Origin of the sequence: Streptomyces sp. NPDC006207 (genome assembly GCF_040613835.1) — a bacterium.
Lineage (GTDB): Bacteria > Actinomycetota > Actinomycetes > Streptomycetales > Streptomycetaceae > Actinacidiphila.
In genome coordinates, this window is the sequence record NZ_JBEXSX010000040.1 from 59320 (window position 1) to 79708 (window position 20389).

General features: G+C 74.0%; 19 protein-coding genes and 1 pseudogene. 10 read left to right on the plus strand and 10 right to left on the minus strand.

Features of this window, described 5'->3' with window-relative positions; all coding sequences use genetic code 11:
- Positions 1-94 precede the first annotated feature (94 nt).
- Positions 95-1318: an acyl-CoA dehydrogenase family protein gene (locus tag ABZ312_RS28285; protein WP_500328430.1), complete on the minus strand. Its 1224-nt coding sequence runs from the start codon at positions 1316-1318 to the stop codon at positions 95-97.
- Positions 1319-1321: 3 nt separating this feature from the next.
- Positions 1322-2347, minus strand: a complete 1026-nt coding sequence (locus tag ABZ312_RS28290; protein WP_500328429.1) for a phosphotransferase family protein — start codon at positions 2345-2347, stop codon at positions 1322-1324.
- A 129-nt stretch (positions 2348-2476) separates the two neighbouring features.
- On the opposite strand from ABZ312_RS28290, the gene ABZ312_RS28295 reads away from it, so the two are divergent.
- Together ABZ312_RS28295 and ABZ312_RS28300 are read left to right on the plus strand one after the other, a co-directional pair.
- Positions 2477-3394 carry an ADP-ribosylglycohydrolase family protein gene (locus ABZ312_RS28295; protein WP_500439036.1) on the plus strand — a complete coding sequence of 306 codons (918 nt, stop codon included), beginning with the start codon at positions 2477-2479 and terminating at the stop codon, positions 3392-3394.
- A 113-nt stretch (positions 3395-3507) separates the two neighbouring features.
- Positions 3508-4797, plus strand: a complete 1290-nt coding sequence (locus ABZ312_RS28300; protein WP_500328427.1) for a glucarate dehydratase family protein — start codon at positions 3508-3510, stop codon at positions 4795-4797.
- Positions 4798-4809: 12 nt separating this feature from the next.
- Here ABZ312_RS28300 and ABZ312_RS28305 read toward each other — a convergent pair whose 3' ends face one another.
- The 3 genes from ABZ312_RS28305 to ABZ312_RS28315 all read right to left on the minus strand — a co-directional run bounded on the left by ABZ312_RS28305 (position 4810) and on the right by ABZ312_RS28315 (position 7793).
- Positions 4810-5730: an MBL fold metallo-hydrolase gene (locus ABZ312_RS28305; RefSeq protein WP_500328425.1), complete on the minus strand. Its 921-nt coding sequence runs from the start codon at positions 5728-5730 to the stop codon at positions 4810-4812.
- A 75-nt stretch (positions 5731-5805) separates the two neighbouring features.
- Entirely contained in the window at positions 5806-7209 is a 1404-nt protein-coding gene (locus ABZ312_RS28310; RefSeq protein WP_500439037.1) for a GntP family permease, read from the minus strand.
- Between the two features lie 62 nt (positions 7210-7271).
- A complete protein-coding gene (locus tag ABZ312_RS28315) occupies positions 7272-7793 on the minus strand; it encodes a gluconokinase (RefSeq protein WP_500328421.1) in 522 nt (173 codons plus the stop codon).
- 113 nt (positions 7794-7906) lie between these two features.
- On the opposite strand from ABZ312_RS28315, the gene ABZ312_RS28320 reads away from it, so the two are divergent.
- Positions 7907-8614 (plus strand): FadR/GntR family transcriptional regulator, encoded by a 708-nt coding sequence (locus ABZ312_RS28320; protein WP_500328419.1) that lies wholly within the window; start codon positions 7907-7909, stop codon positions 8612-8614.
- Positions 8615-8624: 10 nt separating this feature from the next.
- Here ABZ312_RS28320 and ABZ312_RS28325 read toward each other — a convergent pair whose 3' ends face one another.
- Positions 8625-9161: a nucleoside/nucleotide kinase family protein gene (locus tag ABZ312_RS28325; protein WP_499510995.1), complete on the minus strand. Its 537-nt coding sequence runs from the start codon at positions 9159-9161 to the stop codon at positions 8625-8627.
- A 152-nt stretch (positions 9162-9313) separates the two neighbouring features.
- Between ABZ312_RS28325 and ABZ312_RS28330 the strand changes: the two genes are divergently transcribed.
- Entirely contained in the window at positions 9314-10261 is a 948-nt protein-coding gene (locus ABZ312_RS28330; RefSeq protein WP_500328417.1) for a hypothetical protein, read from the plus strand.
- Between the two features lie 3 nt (positions 10262-10264).
- Here ABZ312_RS28330 and ABZ312_RS28335 read toward each other — a convergent pair whose 3' ends face one another.
- The 3 genes from ABZ312_RS28335 to ABZ312_RS28345 all read right to left on the minus strand — a co-directional run bounded on the left by ABZ312_RS28335 (position 10265) and on the right by ABZ312_RS28345 (position 11565).
- Positions 10265-10723 carry a MarR family winged helix-turn-helix transcriptional regulator gene (locus ABZ312_RS28335; RefSeq protein ID WP_500328415.1) on the minus strand — a complete coding sequence of 153 codons (459 nt, stop codon included), beginning with the start codon at positions 10721-10723 and terminating at the stop codon, positions 10265-10267.
- A gap of 102 nt (positions 10724-10825) precedes the next feature.
- Positions 10826-11161 (minus strand): DUF202 domain-containing protein, encoded by a 336-nt coding sequence (locus ABZ312_RS28340; RefSeq protein WP_500328413.1) that lies wholly within the window; start codon positions 11159-11161, stop codon positions 10826-10828.
- Positions 11161-11565 carry a YidH family protein gene (locus ABZ312_RS28345; protein ID WP_500328411.1) on the minus strand — a complete coding sequence of 135 codons (405 nt, stop codon included), beginning with the start codon at positions 11563-11565 and terminating at the stop codon, positions 11161-11163. The genes ABZ312_RS28340 and ABZ312_RS28345 overlap by 1 nt, the downstream gene beginning before the upstream one ends.
- A 99-nt stretch (positions 11566-11664) precedes the next feature.
- Here ABZ312_RS28345 and ABZ312_RS28350 point away from each other — a divergent pair, with 99 nt between their 5' ends.
- Both ABZ312_RS28350 and ABZ312_RS28355 read left to right on the plus strand, forming a co-directional pair.
- On the plus strand, positions 11665-12240 hold the full coding sequence (locus tag ABZ312_RS28350; protein ID WP_500439038.1) for a TetR/AcrR family transcriptional regulator: 576 nt from the start codon (positions 11665-11667) through the stop codon (positions 12238-12240).
- Positions 12241-12293: 53 nt separating this feature from the next.
- Positions 12294-13064 (plus strand): annotated as a pseudogene (locus tag ABZ312_RS28355) (DUF817 domain-containing protein); the annotation flags it as partial.
- On the opposite strand, the gene ABZ312_RS28360 reads toward ABZ312_RS28355, so the two are convergent.
- Positions 13015-13551, minus strand: coding sequence for an NUDIX hydrolase (locus tag ABZ312_RS28360; protein WP_500439039.1), 537 nt, complete (start codon positions 13549-13551; stop codon positions 13015-13017). The pseudogene ABZ312_RS28355 and the gene ABZ312_RS28360 overlap by 50 nt on opposite strands.
- A 126-nt stretch (positions 13552-13677) precedes the next feature.
- On the opposite strand from ABZ312_RS28360, the gene ABZ312_RS28365 reads away from it, so the two are divergent.
- From ABZ312_RS28365 to ABZ312_RS28380, 4 genes are all read left to right on the plus strand, one after another.
- Complete coding sequence (locus ABZ312_RS28365) at positions 13678-15042, plus strand: cytochrome P450 (protein ID WP_500328406.1); 1365 nt, start codon at positions 13678-13680, stop codon at positions 15040-15042.
- A gap of 206 nt (positions 15043-15248) precedes the next feature.
- Complete coding sequence (locus ABZ312_RS28370) at positions 15249-16610, plus strand: NAD(P)/FAD-dependent oxidoreductase (protein ID WP_500328405.1); 1362 nt, start codon at positions 15249-15251, stop codon at positions 16608-16610.
- A 78-nt stretch (positions 16611-16688) separates the two neighbouring features.
- A complete protein-coding gene (locus ABZ312_RS28375) occupies positions 16689-18446 on the plus strand; it encodes an acyclic terpene utilization AtuA family protein (protein WP_500439040.1) in 1758 nt (585 codons plus the stop codon).
- 7 nt (positions 18447-18453) lie between these two features.
- The gene (locus ABZ312_RS28380) at positions 18454-19422 is read left to right on the plus strand and encodes a pirin family protein (protein WP_500360098.1); all 969 of its coding nucleotides are present in this window, start codon (positions 18454-18456) and stop codon (positions 19420-19422) included.
- Positions 19423-20389: the final 967 nt, after the last annotated feature.

Consider the following 20389-nt stretch of genomic DNA (forward strand, 5'->3'; position numbering starts at 1 on the left):
GCGGCCGTGACACCGGTTGCGCGGAATCCGCACCGCGCGGGGGCGGCTCCCCCGGGGGCAGGAGCCCGGTGGAGCCGCCGTCCTGCGTGCCGCGTCAGGCGTTCTCGGCGTACCGCTTCAGTTCACGGCGGGCCAGGGAGCGCTTGTGGACCTCGTCGGGGCCGTCGGCCAGCCGCAGCGTGCGGGCCGCCGCGTACAGCTCGGCCAGCGGGAAGTCCTGGCTGACGCCGCCCGCGCCGTGCAGCTGGATGGCGCGGTCGAGGATCAGCCCGACCTTCTCCGGGGTGGCGATCTTGATGGCCTGGATCTCGGTGTGGGCGCCCCGGTTGCCGACGGTGTCCATCAGCCAGGCGGTCTTGAGCACCAGCAGCCGCAGCTGCTCGATCTCCACCCGGGCCTCGGCGATCCACTCCTGGACGACCCCCTGCGCCGCCAGCGGCCTGCCGAAGGCGACACGCCCTGTGGCACGCCGGCACATCAGCTCCACCGCCCGTTCGGCCATGCCGATCAGCCGCATGCAGTGGTGGATGCGGCCCGGGCCCAGCCGCGCCTGGGCGATGGCGAAGCCGCCGCCCTCCTCGCCGATCAGGTTCTCCGCGGGGACGCGCACGTCGTGGAAGACGACCTCCGCATGGCCGCCGTGGTCGCCGTCGTCGTAGCCGAACACCCGCATGCCGCGGCGCACTTCGAGGCCGGGGGTGTCGCGCGGCACCAGGACCATGCTCTGCTGGCGGTGCCGGTCCGCGGCCGGGTCGGTCTTGCCCATGACGATGAAGATCTGGCACCGAGGGTTCATCGCGCCGGAGATGTACCACTTGCGGCCGTTGATGACGTACTCGTCGCCGACCCGCTCGATCCGCGTCTCGATGTTGGTCGCGTCGGACGAGGCGACGTCGGGCTCGGTCATCGCGAAGGCCGAGCGGATCTCGCCCGCGAGCAGCGGCTCCAGCCAGGTCTTGCGCTGCTCCTCGCTGCCGAACTCGCTCAGCACCTCCATGTTGCCGGTGTCCGGCGCGGCGCAGTTGAGGGCCGGCGGGGCGAGGTGCGGGCTGCGGCCGGTGATCTCGGCCAGCGGCGCGTACTGGAGGTTGGTGAGCCCGGCGCCGCGCTCGCCGGGGAGGAAGAGGTTCCACAGCCCGCGCTCGCGCGCCATGGCCTTCAGTTCCTCCACGACCGGCGGCGCCGACCACACGGCCTCTCCCTCGGCTTCCTCGCGCTGCCGGTGGAAGACCGGTTCCGCCGGGTACACGTGCTCGTCCATGAACGCGAGCAGCCGCTCGCGCAGTTCCTCGGTCCTGGCGTCGTACGCGAAATCCATGGCTCAGCCTTCCTGAAGCGTCCGCAGGCCGTTGTCGATGAAGGCCGGGACCAGGGCGCCGATCCGGTCGAAGCCGGCGCCGAGGGTCTGGCCGAGGGTGTAGCGGTAGTGGATGCCCTCGAGGATCACCGCGAGCTTGAAGTAGGCGAAGGCGGTGTACCAGGCGACCGAGGACACGTCCCGGCCGGAGCCGGCCGCGTAGCGCTCGACCAGCTCGGCGGGGGAGGGGTGGCCGGGCGCGCCACCGGTGACGGAGACGGGGGTGCCGGGGGTGGGGCGCAGCTCGCTGTACATGAGCAGCAGCCCGAGGTCGGTGAGCGGGTCGCCGAGGGTGGACATCTCCCAGTCGAGGATGGCCCGGACGGTGTCGTCGGCGCCGATCAGGACGTTGTCGAGCCGGTAGTCGCCGTGCACGACCGCCGCCGGCGCGGAGGCGGGCAGGCGTGTGCCGAGCAGCGCCGCGAGTTCGTCGATGCCCGCCAGCTCGCGGCTGCGCGAGGCGTCGAGCTGCTTGCCCCAGCGGCGCAACTGCCGCTCCAGGAAGCCCTCGGGCCTGCCGAAGTCGTCCAGTCCCACCGCTTGCGGGTCCACGGCGTGCAGCGCCACCAGGGTGTCCACCAGTCGCAGCACGATGTCCCGGGTGCGCTCCGGCCCGAGCGCCGCGAGCTGTCCCTCGGTGCGGTAGGGCGTGCCCTCGACGAAGTCCATGACGTAGAAGGGCGCGCCGATGACCTCGGGGTTTTCGCAGAGGAGCACCGCCCCCGGGACGGGGACGGGGGTGTCGTGCAGGGCGCTGATGACCCGGTGCTCGCGGGTCATGTCGTGCGCCGTCGCCAGGACGTGGCCGAGCGGGGGGCGCCGGACGACCCAGCGGGAGACGCCGTCGGTCACCGCGTAGGTCAGGTTCGACCGGCCGCCCTCGATGAGCTCGCCGTCGAGCGCGCCCGCCACCAGCCCGGGCCGCTCGGCGTCGAGGTGCCGCCGCAGCCGCTCCAGGTCGAGTCCCGGTGGGTTCTCCGTCCCGCTCATCCTTGCTCCTCGCCACTGCCAAAGCTGTCCCGGCTATCATGCCGACCAGTCGGTATGTCGTCCAGTCCGCCGCCCCGTCCGCCGCGAAATCCAGGTGCCCGCGGTTCCCGGCGCTGCGAGACTGACGCCATGATCCCGCCCGCCGCCCTCGACTCGCTGTACGGACTGGCCCATGGCGACGCCTTCGGCGACCGCTGGTTCTTCCTCCCGCGCGAGGAGCGGGAGGGCGGCATCGCGCAGCGGATCACCCCCGAGGACGTTCCCTGGTACTGGACCGACGACACCGCCCAGGCCCTGGCGCTGTTCGGGCACCTCGAGGCGCACGGCGGAACCGTCGGGCAGGACGCCCTCGCGGCCGGTCTCGCCGCGACGTACGCCGCCGACCCGTACCGCAAGTACGGACCCTCCATGCACGACGTCCTGCGCCGCATCGGCGCCGGGGAGCCCTGGGCGGACGTCGTGGGCGGGCAGTTCGGCGGGCAGGGCTCGTACGGCAACGGAGCCGCGATGCGGGTCGCCCCGCTGGGTGCGTGGCTCGCCGCCGACCTGGAGGGTGCCGCCGGCGCCGCCGCCGCGCAGGCGGCCGTGTCCCACCACCACCCCGAGGCCGCCGCCGGAGCCGTCGCCGTGGCGCTCGCCGCCGCGCTCGCGGCCCGCAGCCGTGGCGGCCCGGCCCCGGAGGACCTGCTGACGGCGGTGGCCGACCGGCTCCCCGACAGCGACGTGCGCTCCGGCCTGCGCACCGCGGGCCGCTTCCCCGAGGGCACCTCGGTGCGGCACGCGGCCGAGGTCCTGGGCTCCGGTTACGGGGTCTCGGCGCCCGACACCGTCCCCTTCGCGCTGTGGTGCGCCGCGCGGCACCTGGACGACCTGGAGGGCGGCCTGTGGCCCACCGTCGCCGGGCTCGGCGACATGGACACCACCTGTGCCATCGCCGGCGGGGTCATCGCCGCCCGCACGGGTGTCGCCTCGCTGCCGCCCGACTGGCGTGCGGCGTTGGAGCCGCTGCCGGACTGGGTCCCGGCGCCGTCCGGCGGACCGGCGTAGCGCCGCCGACCTGCGCGTTCTTGACGGGCATCCGGACGCCGCCTAGGGTCGCGTTCTGGTGGACGTATGGAATTCACATATGCGAACGAGATGAACGCGAGGGGTGGCGTGCAGTGACACAGCACAGGGACCTGACGATCACGGGGGTGCGTCTCACCCCCGTCCTCATCTCCGACCCGCCGCTGCTCAACACCCAAGGCGTGCACCAGCCCTACACCCCACGCCTGATCGTCGAGGTGACCACCGCGAGCGGCGTGAGCGGCGTCGGGGAGACCTACGGCGACACCCGCTACCTCGAACCCGCCCGGCAGCTGGCGGATGCCCTGCCGGGCTGCCGCGTCGACGACCTCAACAACCTGCCGTCGCTCGCGGCGCTGGTGTGCGCGCCCCCCGAGGGGATCTCCGACGCGGTGGACGCGGGCGGACTGCGCGGTGTCCAGACCGCCGACAAATTGCTGCTCTCGGTGGTCTCGGCCTTCGAGGTGGCCTGCCTGGACGCCCTCGGCAAGGTGCTAGGGCTGCCCGTGCACGCCCTGCTCGGCGGGAAGGTCCGCGACACTGTCGACTACAGCGCCTACCTCTTCTACCGCTGGGCCGGACACCCCGGAGGCCAGGGCGAGAAGGACGACTGGGACGCCGCGCTGGACCCGGCCGGGGTGGTGGCTCAGGCCCGCAGGCTGGTGCGCGAGCACGGCTTCACCTCGTTCAAGCTGAAGGGCGGGGTGTTCGCGCCGGAGGAGGAGATCGCCGCCGTACGGGCCCTGGCGGAGGCGTTCCCCGAGCAGCCGCTGCGGCTGGACCCCAACGGCGCCTGGTCGGTGGAGACCTCGCTGCACGTGGCGCGGGAGCTCGGCGACGTCCTGGAGTACCTGGAGGACCCGGCCACGGGCACCGCCCTGATGGCCGAGGTCTCCGCCGGCACCGACGTGCCGCTCGCCACCAACATGTGCGTGACGACCTTCCCCGAGATCGCCGAGGCCTTCGCCAAGGACGCGGTCCAGATCGTGCTCTCCGACCACCACTACTGGGGCGGGCTGCGCAACACCCGCGAACTGGCCACCATCTGCCGCACCTTCGGGGTCGGCCTGTCGATGCACTCCAACACCCACCTGGGCATCAGCCTGGCCGCCATGACCCATGTCGCCGCCACCGTGCCCGGGCTGCACCACGCCTGCGACTCGCACTACCCCTGGCAGACCGAGGACGTCATCACCCGCCGCCACGAGTTCCGCGGCGGCCGGCTGCCCGTCTCCGACGCCCCCGGCCTGGGGGTGGAAGTGGACCGTACGGCCCTGGACGCCCTGCACCGGCGCTGGCTGGACGACGACGGCACCTTCCACGAGCGCGACGACGCCGCCGCCATGCGCAAGGCCGAGCCCGGCTGGGTCGCCCGCCGCTGGTGACCCGGGCGGGCCTCAGGCCAGGCACTCCGGGATCCGGCCGCCGTTCAGCACGGCCATGTCGGTGATCACGGGCATCAGGTCCAGCGGCGAGCCGAGCGGCAGGCCGTCCAGCTCCGCGTACGCGCGGTGCAGGTTGGCGACCAGCCGCTCCGGCTCGCGCAGCGTCGCGAACTCGCCGAGGTCGGCCGCCCGCGCGACCTCCATCGGCGTCCGTCCCGCCTTGTGGCCATCGGCCGCCAGTTCGGCCACGAAGCGCAGGTAGCCCTCGACGGTGGCGTAGACCGAGGGGTCGCAGATGCCGCCGTGCCCCGGCACGACGACCTCGGCGTCGAGCGAGCGCAGCACCTCCAGGGCACGCAGCGAGCCCTCCAGCGAGCCCATGGGGACGAACGGGGCGCCGCCGTTGAAGACCAGGTCGCCGGTGAAGACGACCTTGCGCCCCGGGAGCCAGACGATCGTGTCACCGAGGGTGTGGGCCACCCCGGGGTGCAGGAGCTGGACCTCCTCCTCGCCGACGTGGAGGGTCAGCCGGTCCTCGTAGGTGACCGTCGCCGGGAGCACCGGCACCTCGCCGTACTCCACGTCCGGCCAGATCGCGTGGAGCTGGTGCCCGGCCGCGACCTGCTCGGTGACGCACGCGGAGTGCCCGACGATCCGGGCCCCCTCCGCGAAGACGGCGTTGCCGTAGGTGTGGTCACCGTGGTGGTGGGTGTTGACCACGTGCGCGGGCATCGGCGCGCCGGAGGCGAGGAGGGCCTCGCGCAGCAGCAGGGCCCGGCGCTCGGTGGCCGCGGTGTCGACCAGCAGCGTCGTGTGCCCGTCGGTCACCCAGCCCGCGTTGTTGAGGCACCAGCCCCCGTCCGGCTGGACGTAGGCCTGGACCCCGGGAGCGACCTCCACGGTGAACGGGTGCTCGGTGTGCAGCTGTGACATATTGACGCCCTTCCCTGGTCAGACGCATGGAACGTATCAGGGAAGGGCGTCCGGACGGCGACGCGGGGGCGTCGCCTACAAGACGAGCGAGAGCAGCAGGACGAAGACGATGCCGATGACGGAGATGACGGTCTCCATGGCGGACCAGGACTTCAGGGTCTGCGGGACGTTCATCCCGAAGTACTCCTTCACCAGCCAGAAGCCCGCGTCGTTGACGTGCGAGAAGAACAGCGAGCCGGCGCCGACGGCGAGCACCAGCAGCGCGGCGTGCGTCGAGGTCATGCCCTCGGCCAGCGGCGCGACCAGACCCGCGGCGGAGATGGTGGCCACGGTGGCGGAGCCGGTGGCGACGCGGATCAGGACGGCGATCAGCCAGGCCAGCAGCAGCGGCGAAATGTTCCAGCCGTCCGACCAGTTCAGGATCATGTTGCCGATGCCGGCGTCGATGAGGGTCTGCTTGAAGCCGCCGCCCGCGCCGACGATCAGCAGGATGCCGGCGATCGGGCCGAGCGACTTCTCCACCGTCGTGGAGATCCGCTCCTTGGTGAAGCCGGCCGCCCGGCCCAGGGTGAACATGCCCAGGACCACGGCGGACAGCAGGGCGATCAGCGGCGAGCCGATGACGTCGAAGATCCGGAAGACCAGGCTGCCCTGGTCGTCGACGAGGACGTCCACCAGCGCCTTGCCGAGCATCAGCACCACCGGCAGCAGCATCGTGGCCACGGTGGCGGTGAAGCCCGGACGCTTCTCCAGGTCGTCCGAGGCCCGGGTGGGGGTGAGGTGCTCGGGCGGGGTGACCTTCACCCAGCGGTCGGCGAACCGCCCGAAGAGCGGGCCGGCTATCGCCACGGTGGGCAGCGCGACGAGCACGCCGAGCGCGAGGGTGGTGCCGAGGTCGGCGTGGATGGAGTCGATCGCGGCGAGCGGGCCGGGGTGCGGCGGCACCAGTCCGTGCATCACGGACAGACCCGCCAGTGCCGGGACGCCGATCCGGATCAGGGTGTGGTTGCCGCGCCGGGCCACCAGCAGCACGACCGGGATCAGCAGCACGATGCCGACCTCGAAGAAGAGCGGCAGCCCGATCAGGCCGGCGATCAGCGCCATCGCCCACGGCAGGCGCCGTTCGCTGGTCCTGGCGAGGATCGTGTCGACGATCTGGTCGGCGCCGCCGGAGTCGGCGAGCAGCTTGCCGAGGATCGCGCCGAGCGCGATGAGGACGCCCACGCCGGCGACGGTCGTGCCGAGGCCGGTGGTGAAGCTGGTGATGGTCTTGGCGAGGGGGGCGCCCGCGACGGCACCGAGGACACCGGTGCCGATGGTGAGGGCGAGGAAGGCGTGCATCTTCCAGCGGGTGATCAGCAGGACGATCACCGCGATGCCGGCGAGCGCGGCGAGGGCGAGCTGGGTGTCGCCCGCGCTGGTGATCGGCTCCGTCGCCGCCGGCGCCGCGGCCAGCAACTCGGCGCTGAGTGCAGACACGTTCTACTCCGTGGGGGGGGAGGGGGTGGGGGGAAGGGGAGGACGGATGGTCGGGAGGGGGTTCAGCGGGGGAGGGCGGCCAGGGCGCGCTCGGTGATCTGCTGGGGACCGCCGTCGACCGGGACGACGGCACCGGCCTCACCGGGCTCCAGCGGTTCGAGCGTCGCGAACTGGGAGTGCAGCAGGCCCGCGGGCATGAAGTGCTCCATCCGCGCCGCCAGGCGCGCGGAGATGAGCTCCTCGGACCCGTCGAGGTGGAGGAAGAACAGTCCGGGGGTGTCCCGGCGCAGCCGGTCGCGGTAGCGGCGCCGCAGCGCCGAGCAGCTGACCACGCCGCCGCGGTCGCCGCGCTCGACGATCCACGCTGCGATGGCGTCCAGCCAGGGCGCCCGGTCCTCGTCGTCCAGCGGGTGCCCGGCCGACATCTTGGCGATGTTGGCGGGCGGGTGGAAGTCGTCCGCCTCGGCGTAGGGGACGCCCAGCCGCTCGGCGAGCAGCCCCCCGACGGTGGACTTGCCGGAACCGGACACGCCCATCACCACCACCAGGGGGCGGTGCGGGCCTTCCGGGCCTGCCTCGGTCATCACAGGTACCTCCTCGTCCGCATGACCGCCCCAGGAAACGCCATAGGTACTACTTATTCAAGTGCGTGAGATGAAATCGTCATACGAAGGAATCCCCGCATAGGCTGTCGCCCATGGATCGGCACGGAGAGCACGGCGGCCTGCACGCCCGTGTGCTGGCGGAACTCGGCCCCGCCATCGCCTCGGGCGCGTACCCGCCCGGCACCGTGCTGCGCATCGACGAGCTGGAGCGGCAGTACGGCGTCTCCCGCACCGTCGTCCGCGAGGCCGTACGCGTCCTGGAGGCCATGCACCTCGTCGAGTCGCGGCGCCGGGTCGGCATCACGGTGCGCCGCACCGAGGAGTGGAACGTCTTCGACCCGGCCGTCATCCGCTGGCGCCTCGCCGGCGCGGACCGGCCCCGGCAGTTGCGCTCGCTCACCATGCTGCGCACCGCCGTGGAGCCCGTCGCCGCCGCTCTGGCGGCGGCCGCCGCGAGCCCGGAGCAGTGCCGCGAACTGACCGTCCTCGCCGCCGAGATGGCCGCGGCCGGACGGGCCGCCGACCTCGCCGAGTACCTGGTGCACGACGTGGCCTTCCACCGCGTGATGCTCACGGCGTCCGGCAACGAGATGTTCGCCCGACTCGGCGACGTCGTCGCGGAGGTGCTCACCGGGCGCACCGAGCACCACGTCATGTTCAGCGCCCCCGACCCCGAGGCGGTCACCCTCCACGTCCGGGTGGCCGAGGCCGTCCGCGCCCGCGACGCGCGGTCCGCGGAGCGCCTGATGCGCGAGATCTGCGTCGGCGCGCTGCGCGAACTGGACGTCCTGGCCCCCTGACCGCGCGGGGTCAGCCGGTGGGGCCGGCGTGGCGGAGGATCGCGTCCACGGTCTCCTCCGGGGTCTGGCGGGAGGTGTCCAGCCAGAGGCCGATCCGCGGGGTGCCCGCGCGCAGGGCGCGGTCGAGGTCGGCGGGTGTCCATGCGCCGTAGGCCCGTTTGGCCCGGCCGGCCTCGCGGGCGGCGATCGCCTCCGGGGAGGGCACGAGGACCACGACGTGCAGCGGCCGGGTGCGCAACAGGGCTATCGTGCGCGGCAGTTCGTCGCCGAGGATGACGTCCTGCAGGACGGGGGTGAACCCTGACGCCGCGTACGCGTCCGCGCTCGCCGCCGCCAGGGAGTGACGCAGCCGCAGTTGCCGCAGCGCCTCCTCGGTCAGGCCCGCGACGTCCCCCGAGCCGTCGCCGGGCAGCGCCTCGGCCCGCCCGCCGACGATCATCCGCCGGAACGCGTCGCCCCGGACGTGCGCCGAGCGGGGCAGTCGCTCGGCCAGTGCCTGCGCCACGGTCGACTTCCCCGCCGCGGGGATCCCGGTGATCAGGAACATCGCTCGCACCTCACCGCTCTGCTCTTTCCGTCACCCCGCCGGACGCCGCGTGACGCCCAGGGCGACTCTATGTTCGAGACACGTCAAGCGGAACGTTTCGGCGGACCGAAAACCAGGTGACCGGCGGAGATGGGGGTGGTGCACTGGGGGCCATGACCACCGCGCCGGCCGCCCCGCCGCCCCAGCCGTACCGCTGGGTGCTGACGCGCGCCCGCGACGGTGCGCCGCCGGACCGGCTCGGCACCCTGACCGAGGGCGCCGCGCGCCCCCGCCTGTGGTACCTCCCCGAACTGGCCGCGTGCACGGGGAAGGTGCTCGCCCGCACGGGCGGCGCCGACCTGTGCTTCGTCGGCCGCTCCCTGGACAGCATGTACGACCTGCTGACCGGCGCCTTCGAAGGCTCGTCCCGGGAAGGGCGGTTGCTGCGCCTGCCACTGTCGTTGCGCCTGCGCCCGGTTCCGGCGCCCGCCCACACGGCCCGCCTGCGCGAGCACCTCGCCTGCGCCGGGCTCGCGCCGCACGCCCTGGCCCGCCGCACCCGGCCGGTGGCACTGGTCGACCTGGTCTCCGAGGGCGGCACCTACGACACGCTCTTCGCCGCCCTCGCCGACTGGGTGCGCGAGAGCCGCGAGCCGTGGCCGGTGATCCGCCGCAAGCTGCGCTTCGTCGGGGTGACGGCCCGCCGGCGGACCAGCCCCCACACCTGGCGCTGGCAGCAGCACACGGCGGGCGGCTGGGCCCGGGCCCTGCCGGCCGGGCACGTCGTCGGGGTGTCGCTTGACCCCTGGGTGTGGTCGTACCTCGGGAACGAGCAGGCCAAGCTGCAGCCCTCCTTCCCGCCGCCGCGCTGGTTCGACGCGTACGCCGCGGACCCCTGGCACGGACCGGACCTCCCGGCGGCGCTGGCCGAATCGCTGGCCCTGATCCAGGCGGGGCGCGGACGCCCGGTGCGCGAGGAACTGGTGCGGGTGATCGCGGGGGAACCCGGTTACGCGGACCGCGAGGTCCGCGCCCTCGTCGCCCCACTGCGCGGCCTGAAGCCGCCCCGCTCCCGTCCTCGGGCCGGTTCCCGCGCCCGGCCCGGCCGGCGCCGGGCCTGAGGCCTAGCGGTCCTTGCCGCGTGCCTCCATGACCGGGCGGAGCCGCTCCAGCAGTGCGTAGAGGGCCGCTTGCTCCGCCGCGTCCAGGGTGTCCAGCGCCCCGTGGGTGGCCTGCATCTCGTCGCGGACGCGGCGGATGGTCTCGCGCCCGAGATCGGTGGCCACGACGTTCTTGACCCGGCGGTCGCTGGCGCTCACCTCGCGGCGGACGAAGCCGTGCGCCTCGAGACGGTCGACGATGCCGGTGACGTTGGACGCGTCGCACACCAGCCGCTCGGCCAGGCCGCGCATGGGCACCGGGCCGCCCAGCTGGGCGAGCACCTTGGCCTGCATGGAGGTCAGCCCGTGCCGGGCGGCCGCGGCGGCGAAGTCCTGCCACTGGGCGGTGCCGATGGCGGCGAGCAGCTCCAGCAGCTCGATCTTGGTGGGCTGCGCGGTCGTCGCGGCGGTCGGGGCGCTCATGTCTGCGAGTGTACTCAAAAGCTTGAAATGGTAAATCATTAGCTTGACGTCTTCAAGCGTCGGCCCACGGGCGGGCCGCCCCCCGCCGGGACGTGCACGCCCTCAGCGGGGCGTGAGGAAGACCAGCAGCGCGCCCGCGACGGCCAGGACCAGGACGCTCAGCACGGCCCGGGCCGCCGTCCCCGGCGTCATCGCGGCGGGCCGCGCGGAGCCCAGGGCGGCGATCCGCCGCTGGGCGGTGACGGTGAACGCCAGCCACACCAGTGCGCACAGCGAGAGCCCCAGCAGTCCGGCCGGCGGCGCCCCGTGCAGCACCGCCTCGCGTCCGGCCAGCAGCGCCGCCACCGCGAAGGCCAGCGTGGTGCGCCGCCAGGCCAGCCGGGTCCGCTCGGGCTGCAGGCCCGGGTCCCGCGGGGTGTCGCCGCCGGGGGCCGTCATCAGCCCGCCCACCCCAGCGTCACCGTGAGCAGCATCGCCACGGCCACCAGGGCCACCAGCACCGCCAGCAGGGCGGGGAAGCGCGAGACGGGCAGGTCCTCCCCGCGCCGCATCGCCCGCTCGCAGCGCACCCAGTGGTTCACCGCGCGGACCGCGCACATCGCGCCGCCGACCACCAGCACCACCGCGAGCGTCACCCGGACCGGCCGGCGCAGGTCCCGCAGGAACTGGTCGACCGCGAAGCCGCCGCCCACCAGCGCGAGCGCGGTGCGCAGCCAGGCGAGGAAGGTCCGCTCGTTGGCCAGCGAGAAGCGGTAGTCCGGCGTCGTCCCCTCGGTCCCTACCCGTGCCGGGGCGAACCAGAGGGCGACCGCCCCGGCCGCGGCCCGCACATGCTTGATCACGGCCCCACAGTACCGAGCGCCATCGCGGTGGGCGCGTCCTGGGACGGGCCGCCGGCCGGCTTAGTGTATCAACTGATCCAGAAATGGTAGGCTCGCGCCATGGCGCGCACCAGGGAGTTCGACATCGACCAGGCCCTCGACCGTGCCATGGACCTGTTCTGGCGCCGCGGCTACGCGGCGACGTCGCTCCAGGACCTGCTGGCCGAGCTCTCCATCGGCAGCGGCAGCCTCTACGCCGCCTTCGGCTCCAAGGACAAGCTCTACGCCCGCGCCCTGGAGCGCTACTGCTCCCGGTACGCCGGCGGGCTCGTCGAACTGCTCGAGAACGCGGGCGAGGTCCGCCCCGCCGTCCGCACCGCGCTGGAGCAGATGGTCGAGGCCGACCTGGAGGACCCCGAACGGGGCTGTCTGCTGGTCAACGCCGCCACCGAGCGCGGCGACGACCCCGACACCGTCGACCGCGTCACCGTCACCATGCGCCTGCTGGAGTCCGCCCTCGCGGCGGCGCTGGAGAAGGCGAAGGCCCGGGGGGAGCTGTCCGCCGACAAGGAGCCGGTGGAACTGGCCCGTTTCCTCACCACCTTCGTCCAGGGCCTGCGCGTCGTGGGCCGGGCCCGCCTCGGCCGGGCCTTCGTCGAGGACGCCGTCGGGACCGCCCTGCGCTCCCTGGACTGAACGCGCCGGACCCGCCCGGAACCGGGGCGGCGCCCGGCGGTGTCCCCCTCACCATGGGACCGATCGTCACCGGCGTCCGCCGGCTCGTGCTCTTCGGCTGGACGGAGGCACGCTGCTGCGCCTTCGCCGTCGCGCTGATGGCGGGCGTGGCCGGCTCGCGGCTGCTGCCGCCGCTGCCCGTCGCCCGCTACGACCTGCTGCTCTGCTACGGGGTGGCGCTCAGCGCGCTGTTCTGGGCCTGCGGCTGGGAGCGCGGCCGTGACGTCGCCGTCATCGCGGTGTGCCACGCCGTCGGGCTGCTCTTCGAACTCGTCAAGGTGCACCTGGGCTCCTGGAGCTACCCCGAACCCGCGCTCACCAAGTTCGGCGGCGTCCCGCTGTACGGGGGCTTCCTCTACGCCGCCGTCGGCAGCTACGTGTGCGCGGCCTGGCGGCTGTTCGAGCTGGGCCTGACCGGCTACCGCCGCCGCGCCATGACGATCCTGGCCGCGGCGGTCTACCTCAACTTCTTCACCCACCACTGGCTGCCCGACGCGCGGTGGCTGCTGGCCGTCCTGCTGCTCTGGACGACGGCGGGCACCTGGGTGCACTTCACCGTCGACGGGGTGCGCCTGCGGATGCCGCTGGCGCTCTCCTTCGTCCTCATCGGCTTCTTCCTCTGGGTCGCGGAGAACGCCGCCACCTACGTCGGCGCCTGGCGCTACCCCGACCAGGACCACGGCTGGGTGCCAGTGTCCCTCGCCAAGTTCGGCGCCTGGGCGCTGCTGATCAGCGTCACCTTCGTCGTCGCCAGTCGCGCAGTCGGTGCCAGGCCTCCAGGCCGTCGGGCACCCATTCCCGCTCCGGCAGGAGGCGTTCCAGTTCCTCCTCCGTCACGAAGTCGTACCAGGCGACCTCCTCGGCCTGCGGTACGACCGGCGGACCGCAGCGCACCTCGTACACCCGGGACCACCAGGTGTGACCCGCCGCCGCCCCCGTCCCCTCGTACAGGAAGCTGAAGAGCGGCGTCGGACGCGGCAGACCGCAGACCCCCAGTTCCTCCTCCGCCTCGCGCAGCGCCGCGTCGTCGTACTCCTCGCCCGCGCCCACCACACCGCCGACGAACATGTCGTGGAGGGAGGGGAAGACCAGCTTCTCCGCGGTGCGGCGGTGCACGAACACGCGCCCATCGCCGTCCCTGGCCAGGACGAAGACGCAGCGGTGCCGCAGGCCGCGCGCGGTGGCCTCGCCGCGCGTCGCCCGGCCGACCACCCGGTCCTGCTCGTCCACGATGTCCAGCAGCTCGTCCGCCGAGCGCGGAGCGTCCTCCATGGTGCCTCCCGTCCTTCGCCGTGCCCGTGGGCCGGGTACGCGCCCCATGATCGGCCCCGGGGCGGGTTCCGGCCAAGCTCCCCGGCCCGGGCCCCGGCGCCGTCGTACGCGCGCAGAATCGGGGTCATGACGACCGCTCACACGAAGGTGCCGGGCCCGGCGGGGGTGCCGCTGCTCGGGTCGATGTTCGACCTGCTGCGCGAGCCCCTCGACACCTACGAGCGCGCGCGGCGCGACCACGGGGACCTCGTCCGCTTCAGCGCCGGCCCACCGGGGCTGCGCGCCGAGGTGCACGCGGTGTTCTCACCCGAGGGCGCCCAGCAGGTGCTGGCGACCGAAGCGGCCGGCTTCCGCAAGGACAGCCCGTTCTACGAGGAGGTCCGGCAGTCCTTCGGCAACGGGCTCCTCACCAGCCAGGACGCCGACTACCAGCGGCAGCGCAGGCTGCTGCAGCCGCTGTTCACCCCGCGCCGCGTCGACGGCTACGCGAGCGCCGTCACCGCCGAGGCCGCCGCCCTCGTCGCCGACTGGCACCACGCGCCCGACGGCACCGTCGACGTCCTGGAGGAGATGCACGGCCTCACCCTCCGCACGATCGCCCGCGTCCTGTTCGGCGGCGCGATCGAGCCGGCCGTCGACACCGTCCGCCGCCGCATGCCGGTCGTCAACGACTACGTCCGGCGGCGCGGCTTCGCCCCGGTGCGGACCCCCCGCCACTGGCCGACCCCCGGCAACCGGAGGGCGGCGGCCGCCACCGCCGAGCTGTACGCGGTCTGCGACGCGATCATCGAGCGCCGCCGCGCGGAGGGCGGTGACGGCCAGGACCTGCTCTCCCTGCTCGCCTCGGCCCGGGACGAGGACGGACGTCCCCTCGACCCCGCCGAGATCCGCGACCAGGTGCTGATCTTCCTCCTCGCCGGCCACGAGACGACCGCCACCTCGCTCGCCTTCGCCCTGCACCTGCTCGCCCGTCACCCCGAGGCACAGGGCCGGGCCCGGGAGGAGATCGACCGCGTCCTCGGTGGACGCGTCCCGGCGGCCGCGGACCTCGACGCCCTGCCGTACGTCACGGCGGTCCTCAAGGAGGCCATGCGCCTGTACCCGGCCGCGCCCGTCATCGGCCGCCGCTCGGCCGCCGCCACCCGCGTCGGCGGCCACCTCGTCCCGGCCGGCGCGGACGTCATCGTCGTCCCCTGGGTGATCCACCGCCACCCCGGCCACTGGCCGGAGCCCGGGCGCTTCGACCCCGGCCGCTTCACCCCGCAGGCGGAGGCCGCCCGCCACCGCTACGCCTGGCTCCCCTTCGGCGGCGGCCCCCGCGCCTGCATCGGCAGGCACTTCTCCCTGCTGGAGTCCGTGCTCGCCCTCGCCGTGCTGCTGCGCGGACACGAACTCACCGCCGTCGACCACGACGTCCCCCTCGGCGCCGGCATCACCCTCCAGGCCCGCGGACCGGCCCGCTGCCGCCTCACGCCCCGCGCGGGGGTGTGACCGGCGGGCCGCCGGACCGCGCCCCGGACCCCGGGGCCGGTCCGCCGGAACCCTTCATCCGCGCACGCCGGGGCCGGTAGCGTGCCGCACGCGGGCGCCGCCGCTCCGTTCGCGCCGCGACGAGGCGTGTGCGAGCGTGGCCGGAGGCGTATCCGCACACGCCGCGGGTAGGGAAACGGGCCCCGAATGTCCTACGGAGGCGAGTGATGAAGCGACCCAGGATCCTGGTCGTCGGCGGCGGCTTCGCGGGCATGGAGTGCGTGCACCGGCTGGAGCGGCGGCTGACTCAGGACGAGGCCGAGATCACCCTGGTCACGCCCTGGAGCCACCAGCTCTACCTGCCCCTGCTCCCGCATGTCGCCGCCGGCGTGCTCACCCCCCAGGCGGTCGCCGTCCCGCTGCGCCGCATGGTGCACCGCAGCGAGGTCATACCCGGGCGGGCGATCGGGGTCGACCCGGCCGCCAAGGCCGTCGTCATCAAGAAGATCACCGACGAGGAGCTCGTCAGGGAGTACGACTACCTCGTGCTGGCCCCCGGAAGCGTGACCCGCACCTTCGACATCCCCGGCCTCAGCGAGTACGGCCGCGGCATGAAGACCCTGGCCGAGGCGGCGTACATCCGCGACCACGTCATCGCCCAGCTGGACCTGGCGTCCGCCACCACGGACCAGGCCGAGCGTGAGTCGCGGCTGCAGTTCGTCGTCGTCGGCGGCGGCTACGCGGGCACCGAGACGGCGGCGGTTTTGCAGCGGCTGACCACGGCGGCGGCCAAGCGCTACCCGCGCCTCGATCCGGCCCTCATCAAGTGGCACCTGATCGACATCGCGCCGCGCCTGATGCCCGAACTCGGCGAGAAGCTCGGCCTGAAGGCGCTGCAGATCGTCAGCGAGCGCGGGGTCGAGGTCTCGCTCGGCGTGTCCGTCGCCGCGGTCACCCCCGACACCGTGACCTTCACCGACGGACGCAAGCTGCCCTGCCGCACCCTCATCTGGACCGCCGGCGTCGTCTCCAGCCCCCTGGTGGCCACGCTGGGCACCGAGACCGTCAAGGGCCGGCTCGTCACCGACCCCGAGATGTGCATCCCCGGCGCCGACGGGGTCTTCGCCCTCGGTGACTCGGCCGCCGTCCCCGACCTCGACGTGGGCGGTGGCGCGGTCTGCCCGCCCACCGCCCAGCACGCCATGCGGCAGGGCAAGGCCGTCGCCGAGAACGTCGTCGCGGCACTGCGTGGCCGCCCCCTTCAGCCGTACCGGCACAAGGACCTCGGGCTCGTCGTCGACCTCGGCGGGGTCGAGGCGGTCTCCAAGCCGCTCGGCATCCCGCTCAGCGGTCTCCCCGCCCAGGTCGTCGCCCGCGGCTACCACCTCGGTGCGCTGCGCACCTTCCCCGCGCGCTTCCGTGCCGCCGCGGGCTGGTTCCTCAACGCCGTCGCCGGGGACGACTTCGTCCGCACCGGCTTCCAGGCCCGCAGGCCGGCCGCGCTGAAGGACTTCGAGGTCACCGACATCTACCTCTCGCCGGAGGAGATCCGCCGCCACGTCGAGTCGCTGCGCGCGACGGCCGCTTGACCGCCCCACACGTGCACCACCCCCACCCACATCTCGAACGCCCACATCTGAACACCGACACCGCTGACGGCGAGGGACATGACCCAGCGACGTGAGACCCTGCGCATCGCCAACTGCTCCGGCTTCTACGGCGACCGCCTGTCGGCCGCCCGCGAGATGGTCGAGGGCGGCCCGATCGACGTACTGACCGGCGACTACCTCGCCGAGCTGACGATGCTGCTGCTCTGGAAGGCCCGGCAGCGCGACCCCGAGGCCGGCTACGCCCTGTCCTTCCTCGCCCAGATGGGCGACGTCCTCGCCACCTGCCTGGACCGCGGCATCAAGATCGTCGTCAACGCGGGCGGGCTCAACCCCGCAGGTCTCGCCGGAAAGCTCCGCGAACTGGCCGCCCTGGCAGGGCTGAGCCCCTCCGTCGGCCACCTGGAGGGCGACGACCTGCTCGACCGGCTGCCCGGACTCCAGCACGAGGGCCACCCGTTCGCCCACCTGGCCACCGGGCTCCCGCTCGCCGACGCGGACGTGCGCCCGCTCACCGCCAACGCCTACCTCGGCGCCTGGGGCATCACCGAGGCGCTGCGCGCCGGGGCGGACGTCGTCATCTGCGGCCGCGTCACCGACGCCTCCCTGGTGGTCGGTCCCGCCGCCTGGGCCTTCGACTGGGCCACCGACGACTGGGACCGGCTCGCCGGCGCGGTCACCGCCGGGCACATCATCGAGTGCGGGGCCCAGGCCACCGGCGGCAACTACTCCTTCTTCACCGAGGTCGAACGGCCCGTGCGCCCCGGTTTCCCCATCGCCGAGCTGCGGCCCGACGGCTCCAGCGTCATCACCAAGCACGCGGGCACCGGGGGCGCGGTCACCGTCGACACGGTCACCGCCCAGCTGCTGTACGAGATCGACCGCCCCGCCTACCTCAACCCCGACGTCGTCACCCGCTTCGACACCGTGACCCTGGAACAGGAGGGTCCCGACCGGGTCCTGGTCTCCGGCGCCCGCGGCGAACCCGCCCCCGACACCCTCAAGGTGTGCCTCAACCACCATGGCGGCTACCGCAACACGGCCACCTTCGTGCTCACCGGCCCCGACATCGAGGCCAAGGTCCGGTTCGCCGAGGCGTCCCTGCTCGACGCGACCGGCGGCCCGTCCGGCTTCGAGACGTACGACGTCCGCACCGAACCCACCGCCACCGGCGCCCGGCTCACCCTCACCGTCAAGGACCCCGACAAAAACAAGGTCGGCCGCTCCCTGTTCGGCGCCGTCGTCGGCACGGGCCTGTCCACCGCGCCCGGGCTGCACATGGAGCACTTCTCGCCCAGGCCCACCGAGTACGGCGTCCACTGGCCGGCCCTCGTCCCCGCCGCCCTCGTCCACCCCGAGGTCGTGCTGCAGGACGGCACCCGCGTCCCCGTGCCGCGCCCGCCCGTCACGTCGGTACGCGTCCCCGCGCAGCCCCCGGCCCCGCCCGCCCGGCCGGCCGAGGGCCCCACCGTGCGCGCCCCGCTGGGCCTGCTCGTCGGCGCCCGCTCCGGCGACAAGGGCGGCGACGCCAACGTCGGCCTGTGGGCCCGCGACGACGCCGCCTACGGCTGGCTGCGCGACTGGCTGGACGTCGAACGGCTGCGCGCCCTGCTCCCGGAGACCGCCAAACTCGCCGTCAGCCGCTACGAGCTGCCCAACCTGCGCGCCCTGAACTTCGTCGTCCACGGCCTGCTCGGCGACGGCGTCGCCGCCTCCACCCGCCCCGACCCGCAGGCCAAGGGGCTCGGCGAGTACCTGCGCGGGCTGGAGGCCGACATCCCCGCGGTGCTCGTACCCGGGCAGCGCCGCGAGGCATGATCGCGCCATGAGCAACCTCGACCTCCATCCCGCGCCCGCCACGTGCGGCGGGCGTGAGGACGTGTCCGCGAAGCCCGTCCACGACCTGCTCACCGGACGCCTCGTGCCGCTCGGCGAGAGCAGCGTCGTACGCCGTCTGCTGCCCAACCTCGGCCGCCGCATGGTCGGCGCCTGGTGCTTCGTCGACCACTACGGTCCCGACGACGTCGCCGACCAGCCCGGCATGCAGGTGCCCCCGCACCCGCACATCGGGCTGCAGACCGTCAGCTGGCTCCACGAGGGCGAGGTGCTGCACCGCGACACCCTCGGCAGCCTGCAGACCGTACGGCCGAGGGAACTGGGCCTGATGACCTCGGGCCGGGGCATCGCCCATTCGGAGGAGTCCCCGCGCGAGCACGCCCGCCTCCTGCACGGCGCCCAGTTGTGGGTCGCCCTCCCGGACGCGGCCCGGCACCGCGAGCCCGCCTTCGAGCACCACGCCGGCCTGCCGGTGCTGAACGGCGGCCAAGGGCTCACCGCCACGGTGATCCTCGGCGAGGTGGACGGCGCGGCCTCGCCCGGCACCGTGCACACGCCCCTCGTCGGCGCCGACCTCGCCCTCGCCGCGGGCACCGACGTGACGCTGCCGCTGGAGCGGGACTTCGAGTACGCGGTGCTGTCGATGTCCGGCCGGGCCGACGTCGACGGTGTGCCCGTCGAGGCCGGTTCGATGCTCTACCTGGGCTGCGGCCGCACCGGACTGCCGCTGCGCGCGGACACCGACGCGGGCCTGATGCTGCTCGGGGGCGAGCCGTTCGAGGAGAAGCTCGTCATGTGGTGGAACTTCGTCGCCCGCGACGGCGAGGAGATCGCCCGTGCCCGCGAGGAGTGGAACTCCGGCAGTGCCTTCGGCACCGTGCACGGCTACGACGGCGACCGCCTCCTCGCCCCGGAGCTCCCCGCGACCCCGCTCAAACCCCGCGGACGCGAACGCTGACCGCCGCGCGGCGGTGGCCGCCTCGACCGCCTTGGAGGGACCGGCGACGGGTCAGCGCTGGGCCGACCGCATGCACTGCGTCCATTGGGGTCTCCCTGGCCGGTTGCATGGGCCGCGCCGAGGCGTGCGGTCGCGTGAACTCGCCAGCCAGGGCAGGCCTCCTGGGCGGCGTTCGGATTCTCGAGGTCCGCGCGCGGGGGCGGCGGACGCCCGCTGGGCGCTGACCGGCCGTGAGGGCCCGCGGCCGCCGACGTGTGTGCGCTTCGCGAACTCGCTCACCGTCTCGGCGTCCTGGAGTGCCCTGCTCGCCGATGCCCCGCTCGCTGCGGCGGGCGTACTCCGGGTACTGACCGGCCGCGAGGGGCCCGCGGTCCTCCGCGGCGCCGTCGCGGCCTGCGCGGAGGCGCTGCGCCGCGCCGTCGCCGTGTGCGGTTCCAAGGGTCCCCCCGAGGCATGCGCGAACTCGCCCACCGGGCCGGTCTCCTGGGCGCGCCCGGTTCGCGGTGGCGTCGCCGGGCCGCCAGGGACCCGCGCCGACCTTGCGGACTGCGCGGCTGTGGCCGCCTCGACCCTCGTGGAGGGCCGGTGCTCCCGCGCGGGGTGCGGGCGCGTCGTGCTGCTCCGTCGCGGAGACCTGAGGCCCCTGGCGTCCCCCTCGCGATCGGTGCGGCCGTGGTACTGCGCCGCACGGCCGGCCCGGCGGGCTCCGTGGGTCCCGCCGAGGCGTGCGTGTCACGCGAACGCGCCTGCCGCGCGGCCTTCCGGGACGGCTCCCCGCCGCGGCGCGGGGCGGCGCTGCTTCCTGGCTTCCCCGGCCACGGGGCCCGAGACGCCGGGCGGCGGTTCCCGGCCGACTCGGAGGACCCTGCGGACGCGTACACGCCGCGCGAATTCCCACCGCCGGCCTTCCCAGGCGCCCTCCGGGTCGTCACGTCCGCGAGGCGCCGGGGGTCCCGTGCCGCCCGGC

Coding starts and splice junctions, on each gene's coding strand:
- ABZ312_RS28340 (WP_500328413.1), bottom strand. CDS start 11,161: ATGACGGCCCCCGGCGGCGACACCCCGCGGGACCCGGGCCTGCAGCCC.
- ABZ312_RS28290 (WP_500328429.1), bottom strand. CDS start 2,347: ATGAGCGGGACGGAGAACCCACCGGGACTCGACCTGGAGCGGCTGCGG.
- ABZ312_RS28335 (WP_500328415.1), bottom strand. CDS start 10,723: ATGAGCGCCCCGACCGCCGCGACGACCGCGCAGCCCACCAAGATCGAG.
- ABZ312_RS28320 (WP_500328419.1), top strand. CDS start 7,907: ATGGATCGGCACGGAGAGCACGGCGGCCTGCACGCCCGTGTGCTGGCG.
- ABZ312_RS28365 (WP_500328406.1), top strand. CDS start 13,678: ATGACGACCGCTCACACGAAGGTGCCGGGCCCGGCGGGGGTGCCGCTG.
- ABZ312_RS28330 (WP_500328417.1), top strand. CDS start 9,314: ATGACCACCGCGCCGGCCGCCCCGCCGCCCCAGCCGTACCGCTGGGTG.
- ABZ312_RS28325 (WP_499510995.1), bottom strand. CDS start 9,161: ATGTTCCTGATCACCGGGATCCCCGCGGCGGGGAAGTCGACCGTGGCG.
- ABZ312_RS28315 (WP_500328421.1), bottom strand. CDS start 7,793: ATGACCGAGGCAGGCCCGGAAGGCCCGCACCGCCCCCTGGTGGTGGTG.
- ABZ312_RS28380 (WP_500360098.1), top strand. CDS start 18,454: ATGAGCAACCTCGACCTCCATCCCGCGCCCGCCACGTGCGGCGGGCGT.
- ABZ312_RS28370 (WP_500328405.1), top strand. CDS start 15,249: ATGAAGCGACCCAGGATCCTGGTCGTCGGCGGCGGCTTCGCGGGCATG.
- ABZ312_RS28285 (WP_500328430.1), bottom strand. CDS start 1,318: ATGGATTTCGCGTACGACGCCAGGACCGAGGAACTGCGCGAGCGGCTG.
- ABZ312_RS28305 (WP_500328425.1), bottom strand. CDS start 5,730: ATGTCACAGCTGCACACCGAGCACCCGTTCACCGTGGAGGTCGCTCCC.
- ABZ312_RS28360 (WP_500439039.1), bottom strand. CDS start 13,551: ATGGAGGACGCTCCGCGCTCGGCGGACGAGCTGCTGGACATCGTGGAC.
- ABZ312_RS28350 (WP_500439038.1), top strand. CDS start 11,665: ATGGCGCGCACCAGGGAGTTCGACATCGACCAGGCCCTCGACCGTGCC.
- ABZ312_RS28375 (WP_500439040.1), top strand. CDS start 16,689: ATGACCCAGCGACGTGAGACCCTGCGCATCGCCAACTGCTCCGGCTTC.
- ABZ312_RS28295 (WP_500439036.1), top strand. CDS start 2,477: ATGATCCCGCCCGCCGCCCTCGACTCGCTGTACGGACTGGCCCATGGC.